At 68.3% G+C, this 17,564-nt stretch carries 19 protein-coding genes; 16 read left to right on the top strand and 3 right to left on the bottom strand.

Annotated elements, in window-relative coordinates:
* Positions 1-48 precede the first annotated feature (48 nt).
* The 16 genes from ACFY0T_RS10560 to ACFY0T_RS10635 all read left to right on the top strand — a co-directional run bounded on the left by ACFY0T_RS10560 (position 49) and on the right by ACFY0T_RS10635 (position 16,042).
* A complete protein-coding gene (locus ACFY0T_RS10560) occupies positions 49-4,629 on the top strand; it encodes a DUF6531 domain-containing protein (protein WP_388867114.1) in 4,581 nt (1,526 codons plus the stop codon).
* 11 nt (positions 4,630-4,640) lie between these two features.
* Positions 4,641-5,234 (top strand): hypothetical protein, encoded by a 594-nt coding sequence (locus tag ACFY0T_RS10565; protein WP_388867117.1) that lies wholly within the window; start codon positions 4,641-4,643, stop codon positions 5,232-5,234.
* A 1-nt stretch (position 5,235) separates the two neighbouring features.
* Positions 5,236-5,832 carry a hypothetical protein gene (locus ACFY0T_RS10570; RefSeq protein WP_388867119.1) on the top strand — a complete coding sequence of 199 codons (597 nt, stop codon included), beginning with the start codon at positions 5,236-5,238 and terminating at the stop codon, positions 5,830-5,832.
* A 594-nt stretch (positions 5,833-6,426) separates the two neighbouring features.
* Positions 6,427-7,092 carry a hypothetical protein gene (locus ACFY0T_RS10575; RefSeq protein ID WP_388867122.1) on the top strand — a complete coding sequence of 222 codons (666 nt, stop codon included), beginning with the start codon at positions 6,427-6,429 and terminating at the stop codon, positions 7,090-7,092.
* Complete coding sequence (locus ACFY0T_RS10580; RefSeq protein WP_388867124.1) at positions 7,085-7,471, top strand: hypothetical protein; 387 nt, start codon at positions 7,085-7,087, stop codon at positions 7,469-7,471. The genes ACFY0T_RS10575 and ACFY0T_RS10580 overlap by 8 nt, the downstream gene beginning before the upstream one ends.
* Positions 7,431-8,234, top strand: a complete 804-nt coding sequence (locus tag ACFY0T_RS10585) for a hypothetical protein (protein WP_388867127.1) — start codon at positions 7,431-7,433, stop codon at positions 8,232-8,234. Before ACFY0T_RS10580 ends, ACFY0T_RS10585 begins: the two co-directional genes overlap by 41 nt.
* 466 nt (positions 8,235-8,700) lie before the next feature.
* A complete protein-coding gene (locus ACFY0T_RS10590) occupies positions 8,701-9,420 on the top strand; it encodes a hypothetical protein (protein ID WP_388867130.1) in 720 nt (239 codons plus the stop codon).
* 20 nt (positions 9,421-9,440) lie between these two features.
* Positions 9,441-10,295, top strand: coding sequence for a hypothetical protein (locus ACFY0T_RS10595; RefSeq protein WP_388867133.1), 855 nt, complete (start codon positions 9,441-9,443; stop codon positions 10,293-10,295).
* On the top strand, positions 10,292-11,605 hold the full coding sequence (locus ACFY0T_RS10600; protein ID WP_388867136.1) for a CpaF family protein: 1,314 nt from the start codon (positions 10,292-10,294) through the stop codon (positions 11,603-11,605). Before ACFY0T_RS10595 ends, ACFY0T_RS10600 begins: the two co-directional genes overlap by 4 nt.
* A 7-nt stretch (positions 11,606-11,612) precedes the next feature.
* Positions 11,613-12,602, top strand: a complete 990-nt coding sequence (locus ACFY0T_RS10605; protein ID WP_388867139.1) for a type II secretion system F family protein — start codon at positions 11,613-11,615, stop codon at positions 12,600-12,602.
* Positions 12,599-13,522: a type II secretion system F family protein gene (locus ACFY0T_RS10610; RefSeq protein ID WP_388867142.1), complete on the top strand. Its 924-nt coding sequence runs from the start codon at positions 12,599-12,601 to the stop codon at positions 13,520-13,522. The genes ACFY0T_RS10605 and ACFY0T_RS10610 overlap by 4 nt, the downstream gene beginning before the upstream one ends.
* Positions 13,523-13,596: 74 nt before the next feature.
* Complete coding sequence (locus tag ACFY0T_RS10615) at positions 13,597-13,848, top strand: hypothetical protein (RefSeq protein WP_028805786.1); 252 nt, start codon at positions 13,597-13,599, stop codon at positions 13,846-13,848.
* Between the two features lie 116 nt (positions 13,849-13,964).
* Entirely contained in the window at positions 13,965-14,345 is a 381-nt protein-coding gene (locus tag ACFY0T_RS10620) for a TadE family protein (RefSeq protein WP_388868258.1), read from the top strand.
* Positions 14,345-14,797, top strand: a complete 453-nt coding sequence (locus ACFY0T_RS10625) for a TadE/TadG family type IV pilus assembly protein (RefSeq protein WP_388867145.1) — start codon at positions 14,345-14,347, stop codon at positions 14,795-14,797. Before ACFY0T_RS10620 ends, ACFY0T_RS10625 begins: the two co-directional genes overlap by 1 nt.
* 68 nt (positions 14,798-14,865) lie before the next feature.
* Positions 14,866-15,324 carry a Tad domain-containing protein gene (locus ACFY0T_RS10630; protein WP_388867148.1) on the top strand — a complete coding sequence of 153 codons (459 nt, stop codon included), beginning with the start codon at positions 14,866-14,868 and terminating at the stop codon, positions 15,322-15,324.
* A gap of 4 nt (positions 15,325-15,328) precedes the next feature.
* Positions 15,329-16,042, top strand: coding sequence for a hypothetical protein (locus tag ACFY0T_RS10635; protein ID WP_388867151.1), 714 nt, complete (start codon positions 15,329-15,331; stop codon positions 16,040-16,042).
* A 10-nt stretch (positions 16,043-16,052) separates the two neighbouring features.
* On the opposite strand, the gene ACFY0T_RS10640 is transcribed toward ACFY0T_RS10635, so the two are convergent.
* The 3 genes from ACFY0T_RS10640 to ACFY0T_RS10650 all read right to left on the bottom strand — a co-directional run bounded on the left by ACFY0T_RS10640 (position 16,053) and on the right by ACFY0T_RS10650 (position 17,475).
* Positions 16,053-16,394, bottom strand: coding sequence for a hypothetical protein (locus ACFY0T_RS10640; RefSeq protein WP_388867154.1), 342 nt, complete (start codon positions 16,392-16,394; stop codon positions 16,053-16,055).
* A 26-nt stretch (positions 16,395-16,420) separates the two neighbouring features.
* Entirely contained in the window at positions 16,421-16,939 is a 519-nt protein-coding gene (locus tag ACFY0T_RS10645) for a hypothetical protein (protein WP_388868261.1), read from the bottom strand.
* A gap of 104 nt (positions 16,940-17,043) precedes the next feature.
* Positions 17,044-17,475, bottom strand: a complete 432-nt coding sequence (locus ACFY0T_RS10650) for a hypothetical protein (RefSeq protein ID WP_388867157.1) — start codon at positions 17,473-17,475, stop codon at positions 17,044-17,046.
* Between the last annotated feature and the right edge of the window lie 89 nt (positions 17,476-17,564).

A 17,564-nucleotide genomic window follows, 5' to 3' on the forward strand; every position in this document is an offset into this window, starting at 1 on the left:
CATGCGTACGGATGTTGTTGATGGTGTTGCTGTCACGGGGGTTACGGCATGGCGGGGAATCGGCCAGGGGACTGGCATGTCCTGGACCTGGACAAGGACCCGACGCCGGGTGATCCGGACCGGGTGCGCCACCTGGCCAAGAACCTGCACGATTTCGCGGACGACGTCGGGGACGCGCTCCGTCTGATCAAGGGGATGGCGGACGAGGACGCGGTCCTGAAGTGGGCGGGCAAGTCGGCGAAGGCGTTCCAGGACGAGTTCTCGGGCGTGCCGAAGCAGCTGAAGAAGCTGAAGAAGTCGTACGAGATGGCGGGGGACGCCCTCACCGACTACTGGCCCAAGCTGGAGCGCGCCCAGGCCCTCGCCGACAAGGCCCTGGCCAAGGGCCGCGAGGCCCAGGCCGACCTCTCCTCCGCCAAGTCCCGCCTTTCCTCGGCCGATTCGTGGGTGACGAAGGCCAACAAGGAAGCGGACAAGTACAAGGACGACCCCACCGGCAGCAAGGACGCCGAGAAGCCGGACGAGGCGAAGGTGCGGGCCGCGACCCGGGACGCGCAGCACGCCAAGTCGGCCCAGACCTCGGCCCAGTCGGATGTGACGTCCGCGAACGGCGCGCTGGACGCGGCGAAGAAGATGGCCGAGGACGCCCGCAAGATGCGGGAGGAGGCGGCGAAGACCGCCAAGGACAAGATCGACGACGCCTCCGACGCGGGCATCCACAACCGCAAGTGGTGGGAGGAGGTCGGGGACTGGTTCTCCGACAACTGGGACACCATCGTCGCGGTCTGCAAGGTCGTCGTCGCGGTCGTCGGCATCATCGCGATGATCATCGGTGGGCCGATCCTCGGCGCGATCGTGCTGGTCGCCGCGCTCGTCGTGCTCGCCGACACCCTCAACAAATACGCCAAGGGCCAGGCCTCCCTGTGGGATGTGGCCTTCGCGGCGCTGGACTGCATACCCGGCGGCAAGGGCCTCACCAGCCTCGGAAAACTCGCCAAGGGCATGAAGGGCCTCGGCAAGATGGGCCTCAAGGGCATGGCCATGGGGGTCAAGGGGCTGGGGAAGAACGCGCGTCTCATGGGTCGGCAGATGAAGAAGCTCTTCACCTGCGGTGACCCGATCGACATGGCCACCGGCCAGATGGTCACCTCGGCCAAGGACGTTCAACTGGACGGTGTGCTCCCCCTTCTCATCGAGCGCCACTACCGCACCGGTTCCCGAAGCGGCAGCCTCTTCGGCCGGAGCTGGACCTCCACACTCGACCAGCGGTTGTTGCTCGACGCCACCGGGGTGAGGTTTGCCACCGCCGACGGCATGGTCCTCCACTATCCGGTGCCCGAACCCGGCTTGGACTTGCTTCCCGTCGAGGGCCCTCACTGGCCCATGAGCTGGGACGGTGCGGCGGGCGGCGAGCTCACGGTGCACCAGCCCCACACCGGTCTTACCCTTCGGTTCCGGCCGCTTCCCGGCGGTCCCGAGGGCGAGCTGCCGCTGGCTGCCATCAGCGATCGCAACGACAACACGATGACCGTCGTCTACGGCGCCACTGGCCTGCCCGTCGAAGTGGTTCATCACGGTGGCTACCGCGTAGGTGTGACCACGGGCCACCGACGGGTCACGGCCCTGACCCTGCTCAGCGCTCCCGAGCAGCCCACCCTCCTGCGCTACGGCTACGACCAGGACGGCAACCTGGCCGAGATATACGACTCCTCCGGGCAACCGCAGCGGCTCTTCTACGACGACAGGCGACGCCTCACCGGCTGGGAGGACCGTACGGGCGCCTGGTACCGCTACACGTACGACGGCGAAGACCGCTGTGTCGCAGCCCGCGGCGTCGACGGCATCCTCGACTACACCTTCGAGTACGACGACGAGGCGCATGTGACCACGGCCGTCAACTCGCTGGGGCACGCCACCAAGTACCGGTTCAACGACGTCTACCAGCTGGTCGCCGAGACCGACCCGCTGGGGCACACCGTCCTCCAGGAATGGGACCATCGCGATCAACTGATCTCGCGTACCGATGAGTTGGGTCGCACGATCCGTCTCGAGTGGGGGGAGACGGGAAGCCTCGTCAGCGTGCGCCTGCCCGACGGCTCGACCTCGACGGCCCGTTACAACGACCTCGGCCAGGCGGTCGAGATGGTGGGTTACGACGGAGCGGTCACGCGTCAGGAATGGGATGAACGGGGAAACTGCACGTCGCTGACAGCGGCGGACGGGGCCACCACGCGGTTCACGCGCGATCCCACCGGGGCCGTGGCCTCGGTGACGGACGCACTGGGCGCGGTGACGCGGTTCGCCAACAACGCGGCTGGTCAGCCGACCTCCGTGACGGACCCGCTCGGTGCTGTGACCTACGCCGCCTACGACGCCTTCGGGCGGCGCAGCAGTGTCACCGACCCGCTGGGTGCCACGACTCGCTTCACATGGACTGTGGAGGGACATCCGGCGGCCAGGACCGGACCGGACGGCTCGACCGAGTCCTGGACCTACGACGGCGAGGGCAATCTGCTGGCGCACTCGGACCCCATGGGGCGGGTCACCCGGAACACCTATGGTCCGCTAGGTGTGCTCGCCTCACGGATCACGGCCGACGGCGCCCGTCACACCTTCACACACGACACGGAGCTTCGGCTCATTCAGGTCACGGGCCCGCACGGACTCACCTGGGACTACACCAACGATGCTGCGGGCCGCCTCGTCGCCGAGTCCGACTTCGACGGCCGCACGGTCTCCTACGTCTACGACGCCGCAGGACAACTTCTCAGCCGTACGAACCCGTTGGGCCAGTCGACAGCGTTCGCCTATGATGCGGCGGGCAACCAGTGCGAGAAGACCGTGGACGGTCGGACGACGGTCTACACACACGACTCCGCCGGCCGCGTCCTGCAGGCCGCAGACCCCGACGTGACCCTGACGTTCGCGTACGACGCGGCGGGCCGTGCCGTCAGCGAGGCCGCCGATGGTCGAGCGCTCACGACGGCGTACGACGTTCTGGGCAGGCCCACCCGACGTACGACCCCGACCGGTGCCACCACCACGTACACGTATGACGCCGCGGGCAACCGCACCGCCCTCGTGGCCTCCGGGCACGCCCTCGTCTCCGCGCACGACGAGCTCGGCCGCGAGACCGTGCGGAGGCTGGGCAGTGACGGTCTCGCTCTGAGTCACAGCTGGGACGCGTACCACCGCCTTACGACCTTGAAGGTGACCGCACCCGGCAGCGCGCAGCCTTTGGCCGACCGCGCGTACACCTATCAAGCCGACGGCACTCCGACCTCGATATTCGACCCGGTCACCGGCCTCCGCGGATTCGAGCAGGACGCGGCGGCCCGCGTCACAGCGGTTCGCGCTGCCGGCTGGTCCGAGACGTATGCCTACGATGCGGCGGGCAACCAGACGCAGGCAGAGTGGCCGGACGGACAGCCCGCCCCTGAGGCCCGTGGTGTCCGCGAACACTCCGGCAACCGCGTCACACGCGCCGGCTCCGTCCACTACGAGTACGACGCCGCCGGGCGGGTGGTCCTGCGCCGCAGAACGCGCCTGTCACGCAAGCCGGACATCTGGCGCTACACCTGGGACGGCGAGGACCGGCTCACGAGCGTCATCACCCCGGACGGAACGGTATGGCGATACGTGTACGACTCCTTGGGCCGGCGCATCGCCAAGCAGCGCCTCGCGCCCGGCACCGACACGAACGCCGAGGCCCCAGTCGTCGAGGAGATCCGCTTCACCTGGGACGGGCCGCACCTCGTGGAGCAGACGGCGCATGTCCCAGGAAGCCGTGAGGACGTGGTCCTCACCTGGGACCGCGACGGCTTGGCTCCCGTCGCCCAGACAGAGCGCACGCTCCTGGCCGATGCCTCGCAGGAGGTCATCGACGAGCGCTTCTACGCGATCGTGACCGACCTGGTGGGAGCCCCGACCGAGTTGGTCGACGAGACGGGCGGTATCGGCTGGCGCTCCCGTGCCACGCTCTGGGGACTGACCACATGGGAGCCGGACTCTGCCACCAGCATCCCCCTGCGCTTCCCGGGGCAGTACTTCGACCCGGAGTCCGGGCTCCACTACAACAACCTGCGGCACTACGACCCGGCCACAGCCGCCTACATCAGCCCGGACCCACTCGGCCTGGACGCCGGGCCCAACCCGCGTACGTACGTGCCGAACCCGCTCCGGTGGATCGACTACCTGGGGCTGATCTGCCATTCCCGCATCCTCGGCAAGAACCTGGCCGCGGACGGGCGCCCGGTCCTGACAGGTCAGGCGGCGGCGCACATCGTCCCCTCCACTCTGAACCGGGTGGTCGGGCGCACGGCGGACAGCCGCGCCATTCTGGCCCGGTACGGCGTCGACATCGACGAGGCGGCCAACGGCATACCCTTGGGGCACCCGCGGCCCCACAACTTCACTCACCGCAATCCCTTCCTGCTGCGGCTCAACGAGCATCTGAGGGATACGGAAGCGGCGGGACTGGCACAGGGTCTCAGCAATGCTCAGATCGGCAACTCGATACGCACGGAATTGCGCTCCATCGGGCGGGAGATCGAACACGAGCTGTCACCCGGCCAGATGGTGAACAACCTGCCCGCGCCGACCGCGCGCTGGACAAGGCTCACATTCTGACGGAAGGCACCATGACGACCGAAGAACGCCGAACCCCGCTGGCTGTGTACCGCCTGCTGCCGAGCATGCGAGAGTTCCAGATTCTCCAGTTCGGAGACCTGAGGGTGGAGCTGATGCGTTGGCAGCTGGGCGGTTCGACGGGGCCGTATCCGACGGAGCTCACCGCGGAGTGGGCAGGCGACCCGCGCTGGAAGAAGAACGAGTTCCCCACTGGAACCCCCGGTTCTCCTGTGCTGAGCCGCCGTGTCGCGGACCTGCTGCGGAGCGACCTGGAGGGGGCGGGGCGGCTGCTGCCCGTGCGGATCGAGAAGGCGGAGGCGGACGAGTACTTGCTGTACCTGGTGGAGCGGGTGGCCGACTGCCTGGACATGGAGAAGTCGTCGCCGCCCGACCGGCTCGGCAGGGTTCAGAAGTCGGTCTTCAGGCCGGACACGCTGCCCGCCGACGTCCCGGCGTTCCGTTCGACGGGGTTTCCCACGGCTGTCTGCTGGAATGGCTGGGCGGTTGAGCGTCTGAGTGCCCTGCTGGGTGACCAACTCGAGACCCGGCTCGTCTGGTCGGAGGATCCCGGCTTGGTTCCGCACCCCGACCCGTGGGGGTTCTGACGTGACCGACGATGCGCGGGGAGTGACCTTCCGGGACCATGTGCGGAGGGGCGCCGAGCGCATCCTGGACGGCTTTCCCGAGGTGCTCCGGCCCGAGATCTACGTCGTCTCGTTCCGCATCTGGCGCGTGGGCCAGGATCCCCGCTATCCGTACGTGGCCATCGGCTACAACACGGAGAGCGAGGTCCGTCGGGTCCTGGAGCAGGAGTGCTCGTACGAGGGGACGGCCCGGTGGGAGTACGCGTACTGGCTCCTGGAGGGTTTCGAGATGGTCGGCCATGTGCCCGAGGACCCGGTCGGCAGCGCCCTGCACCTGGCCGAGGCGCAGGCGGAGGGGCTCTGGTACGAGGATGAGGGCACGCTCTCCGAGGACGAGCGGGACGCTCGCGACGACGAACTCGTGCTGCGCTTCGACGACATCTGCATCGACACCGCCCGACGCCTGCGGGCGGACGGGCACCTCGAACGGACCCTCGGACGACCGGTACCGATCGTCCTGTTCGACATGGACCGTCCCGGCTGGGAGACGGAAGCCACCGAGGCGGCCAATCCTCCCGAGGCGATCGCCGACTTCGTGGAGCATCATTCGGCGCTGTGACGGTTCTTAACGGCCAGGTGCACTATCTGCCGTTGGATGAATACGGCCGTGCCACGGGCGTCGATGCACTGATCACGCCTGACATGCTGGGAGGGCCACCTCTGCGGCCAGCGAGATCCATTCTTCCGGTTGGAGCGGCCACCGCACGCTCTACAACGAGGGCCGTGGACATCTGCTGGCAGACCGACGGGGTGGCTCATGGACAGAGTCCTTGAGAACCCGGACCGTCTGCTCCCGATCCTGGGTGACCAGCTTGAGACCCGGCTGATCTGGTCAGACGATCCGACCCTGACGCCGCATCCACGTCCCTGGGGGTTCTGAAGCGGGTCGGGGCCTCGGTATCTTCGTCGAGTCATGGAGATCAATGTCCCCGTTCTTGATGATGACGGGTCTGGCAGAAGGGGTACTTCCGGACCGTGCCCCATTCCAGCACGAGCTGGACGAGGCCTTGGCGGGACGTCCCTTCCATGGGGCGTGTGCCAAGAAGAATTGAAGGGCTAAGCTCTCTTTTCCATGGATATCCGGGCAGCCGTAGGGGCGTTGGCGGGTGCAGTGCCTCTTCCGAGGCTCGCCGACGCCTGGCACTGGTCGCCCGTGCCCGGGCTCGACTTTGCTGCGGTGCTCAGCGAGGACCGTCGGCATGTCTTCCAGGTGAACGCCCGTGACTCCTACGACGAGGGACTGGTCCGCGCGCTCCTCGTGGCGGCACGTGAGAACAGCTCCCGGCTCCTGTCCGGCGACGCGCTGCTGACCACGATTCCCGGATTTCGGCATCCGGGGCGTGATTTTGACGTCCTCGCTGCCGCGCGTCCCGGGGTGCACCGTTATCATGAAGTGCAGCAACCGGAACTGCAGAAAGTCACCTGGGCAGTATTCCCCGGATACGAGTGTGAATTCGCTGGCCCCGACCATTATTCGGTGGAGGATGCCCGGGAGAGCTTTATCAGGTTCCTCACGCCGGCCAACCTCGACCGGGCGCCGGTTCCCTTCCTCAGGGTGCGGTACGACAACACGGTGACCAAGGGAGGGGCGGACGGTCCGGACGGCGTTCTGGTCAAGCCGGAGACTTTGTACCGCGAACTCGAACTGCTCGACGGCGCCCCAGGAAGCTTTGTCGAGTTCGAGAATTTCCGCGGACAGGTGTTCCGGGTGGAGTGGGACGTGGACTGGATTCTCTCCGGAGCGGCGGAAGGAAACGGGGCGCGTCGTCTGCGGCTCGATGACTTGCTGGCGTTCGCGGCCAAGTCCCTGCATGCCTGAGGCGCACCTGCGGGTCACTGACGAAGTCGGCGAGACGTGGGACGACCCCTCCGAGGAGCAGATCCAGCGCATCTACGCCGGGCTGAATCTGAGATGCCGGTTTCTCATCCTGGAGCGGCTCGACGTGCCGGATGACGGTCAGAACTACCTGCAGATCCGCCTCAACGACGACCTGACCATGGTGGTTGAGTACAGGGAAGGCGGCCCCGGCTCGCACTATCGGGCCGAGGTGCCGCTGTCGGCCGAACGGGGCGGCGATGAGATCGTCGTTCCCGTACTGCTGGGCTGGGCCTCCCGCCGCGAGGCATGGCGTGGCGCGCTGCCCTGGGCGCGATGGGATGTCGAGCGAGAACGTCCTTGGGAAGAGCATCGGGAGTGAAGTGGACGGGGGAGTTGTGGATCTCCGCGCTGTTGTGAGCCGTTTCCGCGGCGTGGAGCCTCTTCCAGGGCTGGCCGACGGCTGGTACTGGACGCCGGTGCCAGGCATCGAGTTCGTCGGTGCCCTCTCGGCCGATGGACAGCGGCTGTTGCAGTTGAGCGGGCGTGACTCTTACGACGAGGACTTGGCGGTCGCGACGCTTGAGTTCGCCCGGGTGCATGAGGAAGCGATCTTTGCCCGGAATCCACACCTCGGTGTGGGGGAGGGGTTCAAGTCGCCGGATGGCAGCAGCTTCGACGTGGTGGTCGGTCTCGCGCCCGAGGTGCACCGCTTCTATAACGTGGAGAATCCTGCCCTGACGCCGTTCGTCCGCCTGATGTTCCCGGCGTATGCGTGTGAATTCTCCGGCCGGGAGACCCTCGACGAGGCCGCGACGAGGTACAGGATGCTGCGCCTCAACAACCTTGCCCGCAGGCCCCTTCCCTATCTCAAGATGCGGTACCGCAACACGAGGACAGGTGGTCGGAGCACCAACCCCGGCCGCGGATTCACCGAACCGCGGCGACTTGAGGAAGAGCTCGGCTGGATGGACGGCGCCCCGGGCAGCTTTGTCGAGTTCGAGAACCGGCATGGGCGGGTGTGGCGGGTCGAATGGGGCGCCGACGGCTGGTCCATCGCCCAGGAGGGCGACCAGGGTTGGAGTCCCCGAGAGATAGCGCTCGGCGAACCCCTCGACTTCGCCGCCGCCCGGCTCCGGGACTGACAGCCCAAACGCAGGCCCCAGAGGCCCCAGAGCCCCGGAGGCGTCAGGAGCCCCCAGGTCTCCACGGCCCCGTCACCCATGTGACTGAAAGATCACCATCCCCGCTCACCCCACCCGTGAGCACCTCGTGCAGGCCTCGTGCACACCCCGTGACGAGGGCCCCGGACCAGCACGGCAACGCATTCGCGCCCGCACAGCAGCCCAGCCCTCCACATCCCCGCCCCAACAGGGAACCAACCACCCCCCGTTGCGCGTGGATAACGTCGAGTCCTGTGAGGTTCGCGAGCCTTGGCGCGCCTTGAGGGGCTTATGTGCGGCTGATACGGTGCCATGGCTTGACACTCGCTTCAGCGCTGGCTATTTGGCCAGGTCGGGCGGTACGTCCGGCTCGGGCGAACCGGGGTGAAGTGTCCCACTTGGCATGTGAATTGGCAGAAATCTTCTTGGGTGTACGGGGAGCGGTTGCGTGAAGATCCAAGAGCGTACGGGGGCGGGCAACCACCGTTCCGCCACGTCGGCCCAGCCGACGATGGGTGAGCGCCTTCCCGCGCCGCCTCGCGAGCGCAAACCCGCGCTCGCCGCTCTCGCGGTGCTCCTGATTCTGGTCGGCGCGCTGGGCGCGACGATGCTCGTGCTGCGCGCCGGGGATCGTGTCGAGGTCGTCAAGGTGACCAAGGACATCCAGGCCGGGGAGTCGGTCAACACCAGCAACACGACTTCGGTGATGGTCGCGGACGACGCCGGCATCAATTACGTCAAGTGGGCTCAGCTCCCGGCTCTCAAGAAGCTCAAGGCCAAGTCCACGATCTACGCGGGGACCGTCGTCATCGGCGACATGTTCGCCGACAAGAGCACCCTCCCCGCCGGCAAGGCCTCCGTAGGCCTCGCCCTCAAGGAGGGCCAGTACCCGGCCGACATCAAGCCGGGCGACATCGTGTCCGCGTACCGCGTCGGCGACGACAGCAACAGCTCTTCCGACAAGAGCAGTTCGTCCGGTACGTCGAGCAGTAGCGACTCGTTGCTCGTGGAGAACGCACGCGTCAACACCAAGAGCGACGACAGCGACGCCACGGTGAGCACCGGCAATCTCTCCATCACCCTGCTCGTCGACCAGAGCGACGTGCCCGCCCTCACCGCGGCCGCCGCCGCAGGCGAGGTCTCCGTCGTTCTCGTCCCCGGCAACTAAAGGCGAGTGAGTAAAGAGAAATGGCGCTCATCGCCCTCGCCGCGGACAAGGGTTCCCCCGGCGTCACCACCGCCGCGGTAGCCCTGTCCGCGGTCTGGCCCCGCAGGGTCCTGCTTGCCGAGACGGACCCCGCCGGCGGCGACCTCGTGTACCGGAGCGCGGCGGCACACGGCGGTCCGCTGAACCCCAACACCGGCATGCTGTCGATAGCGGCTACCGCGCGGCGCGGGCTCGTGCCTGATCAACTGTGGGACCACGTACAGCCGTTGAGCGGTGGGCTCGAAGTGCTCGTCGGGCTCGGTATCGCCGAGCAGGCCGCCGGGCTCGCCGGGCTGTGGCCCACCCTGGGCCGTGCCTTCGCGCAGCTCGCCGACTCCCCGCACGCGCCCGCCGATGTCATAGCCGACTGCGGGCGGATCAGCGGGGACACCCCCGCGGTCGAGATGTTCTCCCAGTCCGCCCTCGTCCTGCTGATCTCCCGCACCGAGCCGGAGGCCATCGCGCGCGTACGGGACCGGGCCGCCGCCCTCTCCGCCAAGCTGCACGGCGGCCCCCGTGGCGCCGCCAGCCTCGCCACCCCTCTCATCGGGGTCATCCTCATCGCCGACCCGAGCGACTCCGCCAAGCTCGTCCACCAGGTCAACGACATGCTGGTGGCGGCGCAGACCGGTGCACGCGTCGTGGGCACACTCGCCGACGATCCCGCCGGCGCCGACCAGTTGGCCGGGCGCAAGCGCGGCCGGCTCGACAAGTCGCTGCTCATCCGCTCGGCCCGCAAGGTCACCGCAGACCTGTATCAGCAGTACGGCGCCGCCTGGGCCGTACCGGCCGGTGGTGGCCATCACGGCCAGCCCGCCGCGGGGGCCGGGCGATGACGGCCGTCGACCACCAGTTGGTCAAGCGGTTCCGGCAGGACGCCGGGGACCGTATCGCCGAGCAGCGCCGCGAGGACCAGGTCCGCGGTGTTACGCCGATGTCCAGCGAGGACGAGCGGCAGTACGCGCGGGCCGTCATCGCGCAGATACTCGAGGAGCACGCGCGCACCGAGATCAACCTCGGCCGCACGCCCCTCGACGCCGAGACCGAGGAGCAGTACGCGGCCGCCGTGCACGCCGCCCTCTTCGGTGTGGGGCGGCTCCAGCCGCTGCTCGACAACCCGGAAGTCGAGAACATCGACATCAACGGGTACGACCAGGTCTTCATCGGGTACGCCGATGGGCGGGAAGTAAAAGGCGATCCCGTTGCCGAGAACGACGAAGAGCTCATCGAGCTGATTCAGGTCCTCGGCGCATACTCGGGTCTGTCCTCCCGGCCCTTCGACTCCGCCAACCCCCAGCTCGACCTGCGGCTGCCGGACGGGTCGCGACTCTCCGCCGTCATGGACGTGACGCGCCGCCCCGCCCTGTCCATCCGTCGCGCGCGCATGGGCAAGGTCTTCGTCTCCGACCTGGTCGGCAACGGGACGATCACGCCCGAGGTCGCGCACTTCCTGGCGTGCGCGGTCCGGGCCCGTAAGAACATCATGATCGCGGGCGCCACCAACGCCGGTAAGACGACGCTGCTGCGCGCCCTCGCCAACGAGATCCCGCCGCACGAGCGCCTCATCACCGTCGAGCGCGCCCTGGAGCTCGGGCTCGACACCTTCGCCGACCTCCACCCGAACGTGGTGGCCTTCGAAGAGCGGCTGCCCAACTCCGAGGGGCAAGGCGCCATCTCCATGGCCGAGTTGGTGCGCCGGTCCCTCCGTATGAACCCCTCCCGCGTCATCGTCGGTGAGGTCCTCGGCGACGAGATCGTGACCATGCTCAACGCGATGTCGCAGGGCAACGACGGCTCGCTGTCCACGATCCACGCGAACAGCTCCAGCGAGGTCTTCAACCGTATTTCCACCTACGCGCTCCAGGCGAACGAGCGGCTGCCCATCGAGGCCAGCCAGATGCTCATAGCGGGCGCGGTGAACTTCGTCGTCTTCATCCAGCGGCGCAACAACTACGAGTCGGGCGGTCGCCTCCAGCGCATGGTCACCTCCGTCCGCGAGGTCAACGGCGTCGACGGACGCGTGCTGTCCAGCGAGGTGTTCGCCGAGGCCCCGGACGGCCGGATCGTCCCGCACGCGCCGATCGCCTGCCTCGACGACCTCGTCGCACAGGGCTACCGGCTGCCCGGCGGCGGGAATTGGGGGTGATCATCGCATGACGGATACGACTTCTCTCGCCGCGCTCGGCTCGCTCGGTTCCATGGGCGGGCTGTTCTCCACCACCGTCCTGTACGCACTCGCGTCCGGTGTCGCCGTCGGCGGCGGCCTCGCGCTGTTCGCCGTCGCCGTACGCGGACTGCCCGCCAAGCCCGAGCACGAGAAGCAGAAGGCGAGCGAACGGGCCAACGAGCTGATCCGGTTCGCCGGTCAGCGCGGCTCGATCGCCGCCATCGCCGGACTCATCGTCCTGCTGCTGACCCGCTGGGCCGTCGCCGGTATCGCCGCCGGTGTCCTCGTCTTCTTCTGGGACAAGCTCTTCGGCGGCGCCTCGGAGGAGCGGGCCGCCATGCGCCGGGTCGAGGCCCTGGCCTCCTGGACCGAGTCGCTGCGCGACACGATCGCGGGCGCGGTCGGCCTGGAGCAGGCCATCCCCGCCTCCGCGCGCGCCTCCGCCCCCGTACTGCGCCCGCATCTCGACGCGCTGGTGGACCGGCTGCGTTCCCGTACGCCGCTGCCCGAGGCCCTGCAGCAGCTGGCCGACGAGATCAACGACGCCTCCGCGGACATCATCGTGGCCGCGCTCATCCTCAACGCGCGCCTGCGCGGCCCCGGTCTGCGCCAGGTGCTGGGCGCGCTGGCCAAGTCGGCGCGCGAGGAGGTCGACATGCGGCAGCGCGTGATGGCCCAGCGCGCCTCGACCCGCCGCTCCGTCCAGATCGTCGTCGCGGTCTCCATCGCCTTCGTTCTCGGCCTGTCGATCTTCAACCGTGAATTCGTCAAGCCGTACGGCACGGCGGTCGGACAGCTCGTACTCGCCTGTGTCTGCGGCCTGTTCGCGCTCGGCTTCTGGTGGCTGCGCAAGCTGTCCACCATCGAGACGCCGGAACGGTTCCTGGTGCGGGACGAGTCGTCGGTCCAGTTCGTACGGCCGCGCATGTCCGGTGCGCCTGCCCAGTCCGTGCCGGATGAGGGGGTACGCCGATGAACCTGACCATGCCCATCGTGATCGGCGCCGTACTGGGCCTGGGCTTCTACGCCCTCGTACGCGCCCTCATGCCGTCGAAGCGCAGCGCGGTCGCGCAGGTCGCGCGCATCGACGCGATGCGGGCGCGCGGGGCGGCGTACGAGTCCGCGCACCACGCCCAGCAGGAGGCCGGGCGGCTCGGCAGCGTACGGGCCCAAGTGGGCGCCCGTGTCGCCGAGTTCTATCTGCAGCAGGGCTGGGAACAGCGCTCGCTCCGCGCCGACCTGGCGGTCTTGGACCGGAGTTGGGAGAAGTTCCTCGCGACGAAGGTCCTGCTGGCCGCGGCGGGCGTGTTCTTCGGGCCGTTCCTCTTCGCCGTCGTCTGGACGCTCGGCTTCGGCAGCAGCCCGATCATCCCGGTCTGGCTGGCGCTGCTCTTCGCGCTCGTCTTCTTCTTCCTCCCGGACGTGGAGGTACGGCGGGACGCGGCCGACAAGCGGCGTGACCTGCGGCGCGTGATCGGGGCGTATCTGGACCTGGTGTCGATGAGCCTGGCCGGCGGCCGGGGCCTTCCCGAGGCGCTGATGGCCGCCGCCGAGGTCTCCGACGGCTGGGCCACGCAGCGCATCCGCAACGCGCTCGCCGACGCCCGGATCACCGGCATCAGCCAGTGGCAGGCGCTCGGCTCGCTCGGCGAGGAGCTGGGCGTCGAGGAGCTCAAGGACCTGTCGGCCTCCCTGGCGCTGGTCGCGGACGACGGCGCGAAGGTCCGCGAGTCGCTCGCCTCGCGCGCCGAGACGATGCGGCACCGCGAACTCTCCGAGATCGAGGGCAGCGCGGGCGAGAAGTCGCAGTCGATGCTGGTCGCGCAGCTGCTGCTGTGCGCGGGCTTCCTGGTCTTCCTGATCTTCCCGGCGGCGATGCGCGTGTTCCAGGTCTGACGGGGCTGACTGCTCTGAAGTCGACGATCCGCAATTTTTCTTCGAACTCGACGTATTCGAGAGGACAACTCACCATGAACGGACGGAACTTCAGCACCGGGATCCCGGGGGTGGACTTCCTGATCACCTTCCTCCAGGGCCGGGTGCAGCGCGCCCGCTCCGGCGAACTCGACCGCGGTGCCTCCGCTGTCGAATGGGTCATCATCTCCGCCGTCGTCGTCGCCATCGTCGGCGTGGTCGCCGCGATCATCAACGCCGCGCTGAGCGACGGCGCCAACAAGGTGGGCGACTGCATCAAGGGCGCGGACGCGGGCAAGACCTGCTGAGCTCTTCGTTCTCTTCGTCTACTTCTCATACGGGGATACGGGTGCGCGCACGTCGAGGGGTACGTGGCTGGGTGCGCCGCCGGGTGGAGGCCGCCTCCGCCCGCGGCGACTCCGGCATGACCGCGATCGAGTTCGTGCTGCTCACGCCGGTGCTCTTCTTCATGATCTTCGCGACGGTGCAGTTCGCGCTGTACTTCTTCGCGGACCATGTGGCCCAGGCGGCGGCCCAGGCGGGCGCCCGCAAGGCCCGCGCCGTGGCCGACGAACAGCCCGGCGCGTGGCGCGGCGAGGCGCGTGACGTCGTCGACAGCTACATCCGCCAGCTCGGGCCCCAGCTCGTCCTGTCGCCCGACGTGACGATGCTCCAGCCGGAGCAGAACACGGTGGGCGTGGAGATCACGGCGAGGGTTCCCACGGTCTTCCCCGGGCTCGACCTGACGGTGCACGCGCAGTCGTCGGGGCCGGTGGAGAGGTTCGTGAAGGAGGGGGAGAACTGATGAGGCTCTTCTCTGTCCTGCGGGACCGGGTGTCCTGCGTACGGGACCGGGTTTCCGCCCGTGGTGACCGGGGGCTGTCCACGATCGAGGTCGTGATCCTCGCTCCGGTGGTGATCCTCTTCATTCTGGTGCTGGTGGCGTTCGGGCAACTCGTCGACGGGCGCGGGGCGTTGGACGGTGCCGCGCGCGACGCGGCGCGCGCCGGCTCGATCCAGAAGGACCACGCGACGGCCATGGCCGAGGCGCGCAAGGCGGCGGAGGCGGATCTCGCGGACGTCTGCTCCGGCCCCGTGACGGTGAACCAGACCAGCTCCGGCTTCGAGCCCGACACCCTCTTCACGGTCGAGGTGAGCTGCGAGGTGCGGGGCCTGGCGATGATCGGTCTCGATGTGCCGACGACGCTCTCGGCCAGCTTCAGCTCGCCGCTCGACCCGTTCCGGCGGACGGCATGACGCGGGGCTCTGCTGTACGTGGCTGTAGGGCGGCCAGAGGTGCTTGGGTGGAGGCCCCTCGTACTTGGGTGGAGGCCCCTCGCGCCTGGGTGGCGGCCCGGCGGGCCCGCCTCGACGACCGGGGCTCGGGCGCCGGCGCGGTCATCATCTTCGCGATCGTCTTCCTCTCCCTCTCCGCCTTCGTCATCGACGGCGGCATGTCCATCTCCAAGCGGGAACGCGCCGCCGACATCGCCGAACAGGCCGCGCGCTACGCCGCCCAGGACATAGACAAAGAGAAGCTGTACGAGAACCAGAACGGCCCCGCTCCGATCCGATACGAGAACTGCGGCGCCCGCGTGAAGGCCTTCGCCCGCGAAATGGGCATGTCCGGCGCGGACATCGCGGCGACCCACTGCGTCGCCGCCAACGCCGAACAGGTCGAGGTCGAGGTCCAGCTCACCTACTCCCCGGTCTTCACGGGCATGTTCTACGGCGGCGACGTGGTCGTCCACGGCCAGGCGGTGGCGGAGAACGAGGTCGGCTGAGACCGTGGCGGTGTTCGGGCGGAAGAAGGACGAGCCGGTCATCGAGCCGGTGCGCTGGGACCTGACGGGTTCGTTCGTGGTCGGTGAGGTGGTGCGACCGGCGACGTTCCGCCGCAAGGCACTCACCGGGGAGCGGGCCGTACGGGTGCCGGTCATGCTGGACGGGGGCCGGTACTACGCCCCGTCGGTACTCGTCTCCCGTACGGGGGAGGAGACCCCTTCGTACAGGCTGTACGAGGCCTTGGAACCCGGCACCCTGCTGTGCGCCGTGTCCCCGGTGAAGGGCGGCGCGCGCTACGGCGTGACGGACGCCGAAGGCCGGGAACTGGGCGTCGTCCACCGCACTCCGGCCGCCAAGCGCGCCATCCAGCACGGCTGGTGGATCCAGCAGTCCGGCCACCCGGACATCGTCGCCCGCTACAACTGGGCGAAGGGCAGCGCGAAGGAGATCGCGACGCGGGGCAAGGAAAAGGCGATCCGGGGCGCCGGCGAACTCGTCGGCAGCGTGGTCGACTCCGTCCTCAGCCTCGGGGCGGAAGGCGGGGACCAGGCGGGCGGTTCGTACACGCCCAAGCCGGTGACCTGGCGGGCGGAGGGCGAGGAGGAGGACGTGGTCCTGACGTCCGGCCAGGCGGAGGGAGTCAGGACGTATCTGCCCCGGGCGAGCTGGCTGGACCGCCGACTCGCGTTCGCGCTGGCGGTGCTGAGGGAGGCGTAAGGAAGCCGCCCTACTTGTCTCCGTCCTTCTTGCCGCCCTTGCCGCCCTCCTGCTTCACCCCGTCCTTGACGTCCTTGGCGAGCTTGTCGTCGAGCTTCTTGAACTCGCGGACGACGGCGTCGGACATGTCGGCGAGCGCGTCCAGAGCCTGAGTGATGTCCTCGCGACCGTCCTCCCAGCCGGACTCGAAGTCGTCGAGGGCGTCGTAGACGGTGTGGTCGCCGAGGTCCTCCTTGTACGACTCGAAGAGCTTCTTGGTGTGGTTCAGCCGGGTCTTGATGTCGCGCAGCCGCCCGCCGTAGTCCTCCAGCTCGCTGAGCGGGAGCGCGAGGTCGCTCTTGCCACTGCCCATGTCCGATCCCCCTCTTGGCTCTGTCGTTACACGAAGCGGAAGGTGCTGGTCACCGCGTCGAAGATGTCGTGGAACGCCTCCGCCAGGTCCAGCACCGGGCTGGCTCCGGAGACGAGGACGACCTGGTCGGTGGTTCCCGGGACGGGAATGTACGTCTGGGTCAGCACCATACGAAGGGTACGCGTGTCACCGTGCGCGACGGGCACGTCCTCGACACCGAACGTGCGGGCGGCAGGCCCGACTTCGGGGATGTCCACGGTGGTCACGGTGCGCCAGGCGTCGCCGTCCCGGCGGGGCGTGATCGTGCGCAGGTTCTCGGCGATCGCCCGCGGGTCGGTGGAGAGGGCCACGCCCTGCTTGTCCTTGGCCCCGAGCACGGAGACCGTGACGGTCGCGGACAAGGGCACGCCCTCGAAGTTCTCCGCCATGCAGCCCATGTAGATCGCACCGGAGTCGTACGCGTCCTTGGCCATTTTGCGGAGCATGTTGGTCAAGTCAGCTCGGTAGGGCGCGAGTTCGGGGATCTCGCGGACCCGCTCATCGATGAGCGTACGGATCGTCGCGTCCCGGCCCTCGGGGCGGATGTCGAACTCCCACCAGGATTCCGGGACGGAGAGGGAGATGCCGACAGGCGCGGCGTCAGCGGGTGTCACACGTCCTCCGCATCATCGAAGCTGATGGGGGTGTAGCTCTCCGCGTAGTCCGCGAGGAAGGCGTGGGCCTCGTCGGGGATGGCCAGGGGCGCCCTGGCGACGTACTCCAGGAGGTGCTTCGGCGCGTAGTAGCCCACGAATTGGTACTCGACCTGCTCCAGGTCTGCCGTGGGGGCGTACCGGCCCTCGACTCCAAGTGCCGCGAGGAGATCGGGCAGGCTCCACTCGTTGATCCGATCTCCCGGCTCCAGAGGGAGTCGGTAGGGGATGACCTCGTCGGGAGACTTCGGGATGTCCCCGTTCTTGATGCCCTGGAGATCCGTGTACTTCAGGCGGAACCAAGGCCCGGTGTGCTTCACCACCATCCAGCGGTCGGACACCCCGCTCTGAAAGATGTCGCATTCAGAACCGGAGAAGATCTGAGTCATTCCCAGACCCATTCTCGTGAGCGGAGGAAGCGACCCGTCAAGACTGTCGACCTCCTCATGCCCGGCCTTCAGCATTCGTGTGAACTCTT

This window comes from Streptomyces sp. NPDC001530 (assembly GCF_042894545.1).
In the GTDB taxonomy this organism is placed as follows: Bacteria; Actinomycetota; Actinomycetes; order Streptomycetales; family Streptomycetaceae; genus Streptomyces.

What these genes read in the sequence shown, in the direction of transcription:
- ACFY0T_RS10620 (WP_388868258.1), top strand. Translation starts at nt 13,965, where the DNA reads ATGACCGCGATCGAGTTCGTGCTGCTCACGCCGGTGCTCTTCTTCATG.
- ACFY0T_RS10595 (WP_388867133.1), top strand. Translation starts at nt 9,441, where the DNA reads ATGGCGCTCATCGCCCTCGCCGCGGACAAGGGTTCCCCCGGCGTCACC.
- ACFY0T_RS10580 (WP_388867124.1), top strand. Translation starts at nt 7,085, where the DNA reads ATGCCTGAGGCGCACCTGCGGGTCACTGACGAAGTCGGCGAGACGTGG.
- ACFY0T_RS10585 (WP_388867127.1), top strand. Translation starts at nt 7,431, where the DNA reads ATGTCGAGCGAGAACGTCCTTGGGAAGAGCATCGGGAGTGAAGTGGAC.
- ACFY0T_RS10605 (WP_388867139.1), top strand. Translation starts at nt 11,613, where the DNA reads ATGACGGATACGACTTCTCTCGCCGCGCTCGGCTCGCTCGGTTCCATG.
- ACFY0T_RS10615 (WP_028805786.1), top strand. Translation starts at nt 13,597, where the DNA reads ATGAACGGACGGAACTTCAGCACCGGGATCCCGGGGGTGGACTTCCTG.
- ACFY0T_RS10600 (WP_388867136.1), top strand. Translation starts at nt 10,292, where the DNA reads ATGACGGCCGTCGACCACCAGTTGGTCAAGCGGTTCCGGCAGGACGCC.
- ACFY0T_RS10565 (WP_388867117.1), top strand. Translation starts at nt 4,641, where the DNA reads ATGACGACCGAAGAACGCCGAACCCCGCTGGCTGTGTACCGCCTGCTG.
- ACFY0T_RS10650 (WP_388867157.1), bottom strand. Translation starts at nt 17,475, where the DNA reads ATGACTCAGATCTTCTCCGGTTCTGAATGCGACATCTTTCAGAGCGGG.
- ACFY0T_RS10625 (WP_388867145.1), top strand. Translation starts at nt 14,345, where the DNA reads ATGAGGCTCTTCTCTGTCCTGCGGGACCGGGTGTCCTGCGTACGGGAC.
- ACFY0T_RS10610 (WP_388867142.1), top strand. Translation starts at nt 12,599, where the DNA reads ATGAACCTGACCATGCCCATCGTGATCGGCGCCGTACTGGGCCTGGGC.
- ACFY0T_RS10640 (WP_388867154.1), bottom strand. Translation starts at nt 16,394, where the DNA reads ATGGGCAGTGGCAAGAGCGACCTCGCGCTCCCGCTCAGCGAGCTGGAG.
- ACFY0T_RS10560 (WP_388867114.1), top strand. Translation starts at nt 49, where the DNA reads ATGGCGGGGAATCGGCCAGGGGACTGGCATGTCCTGGACCTGGACAAG.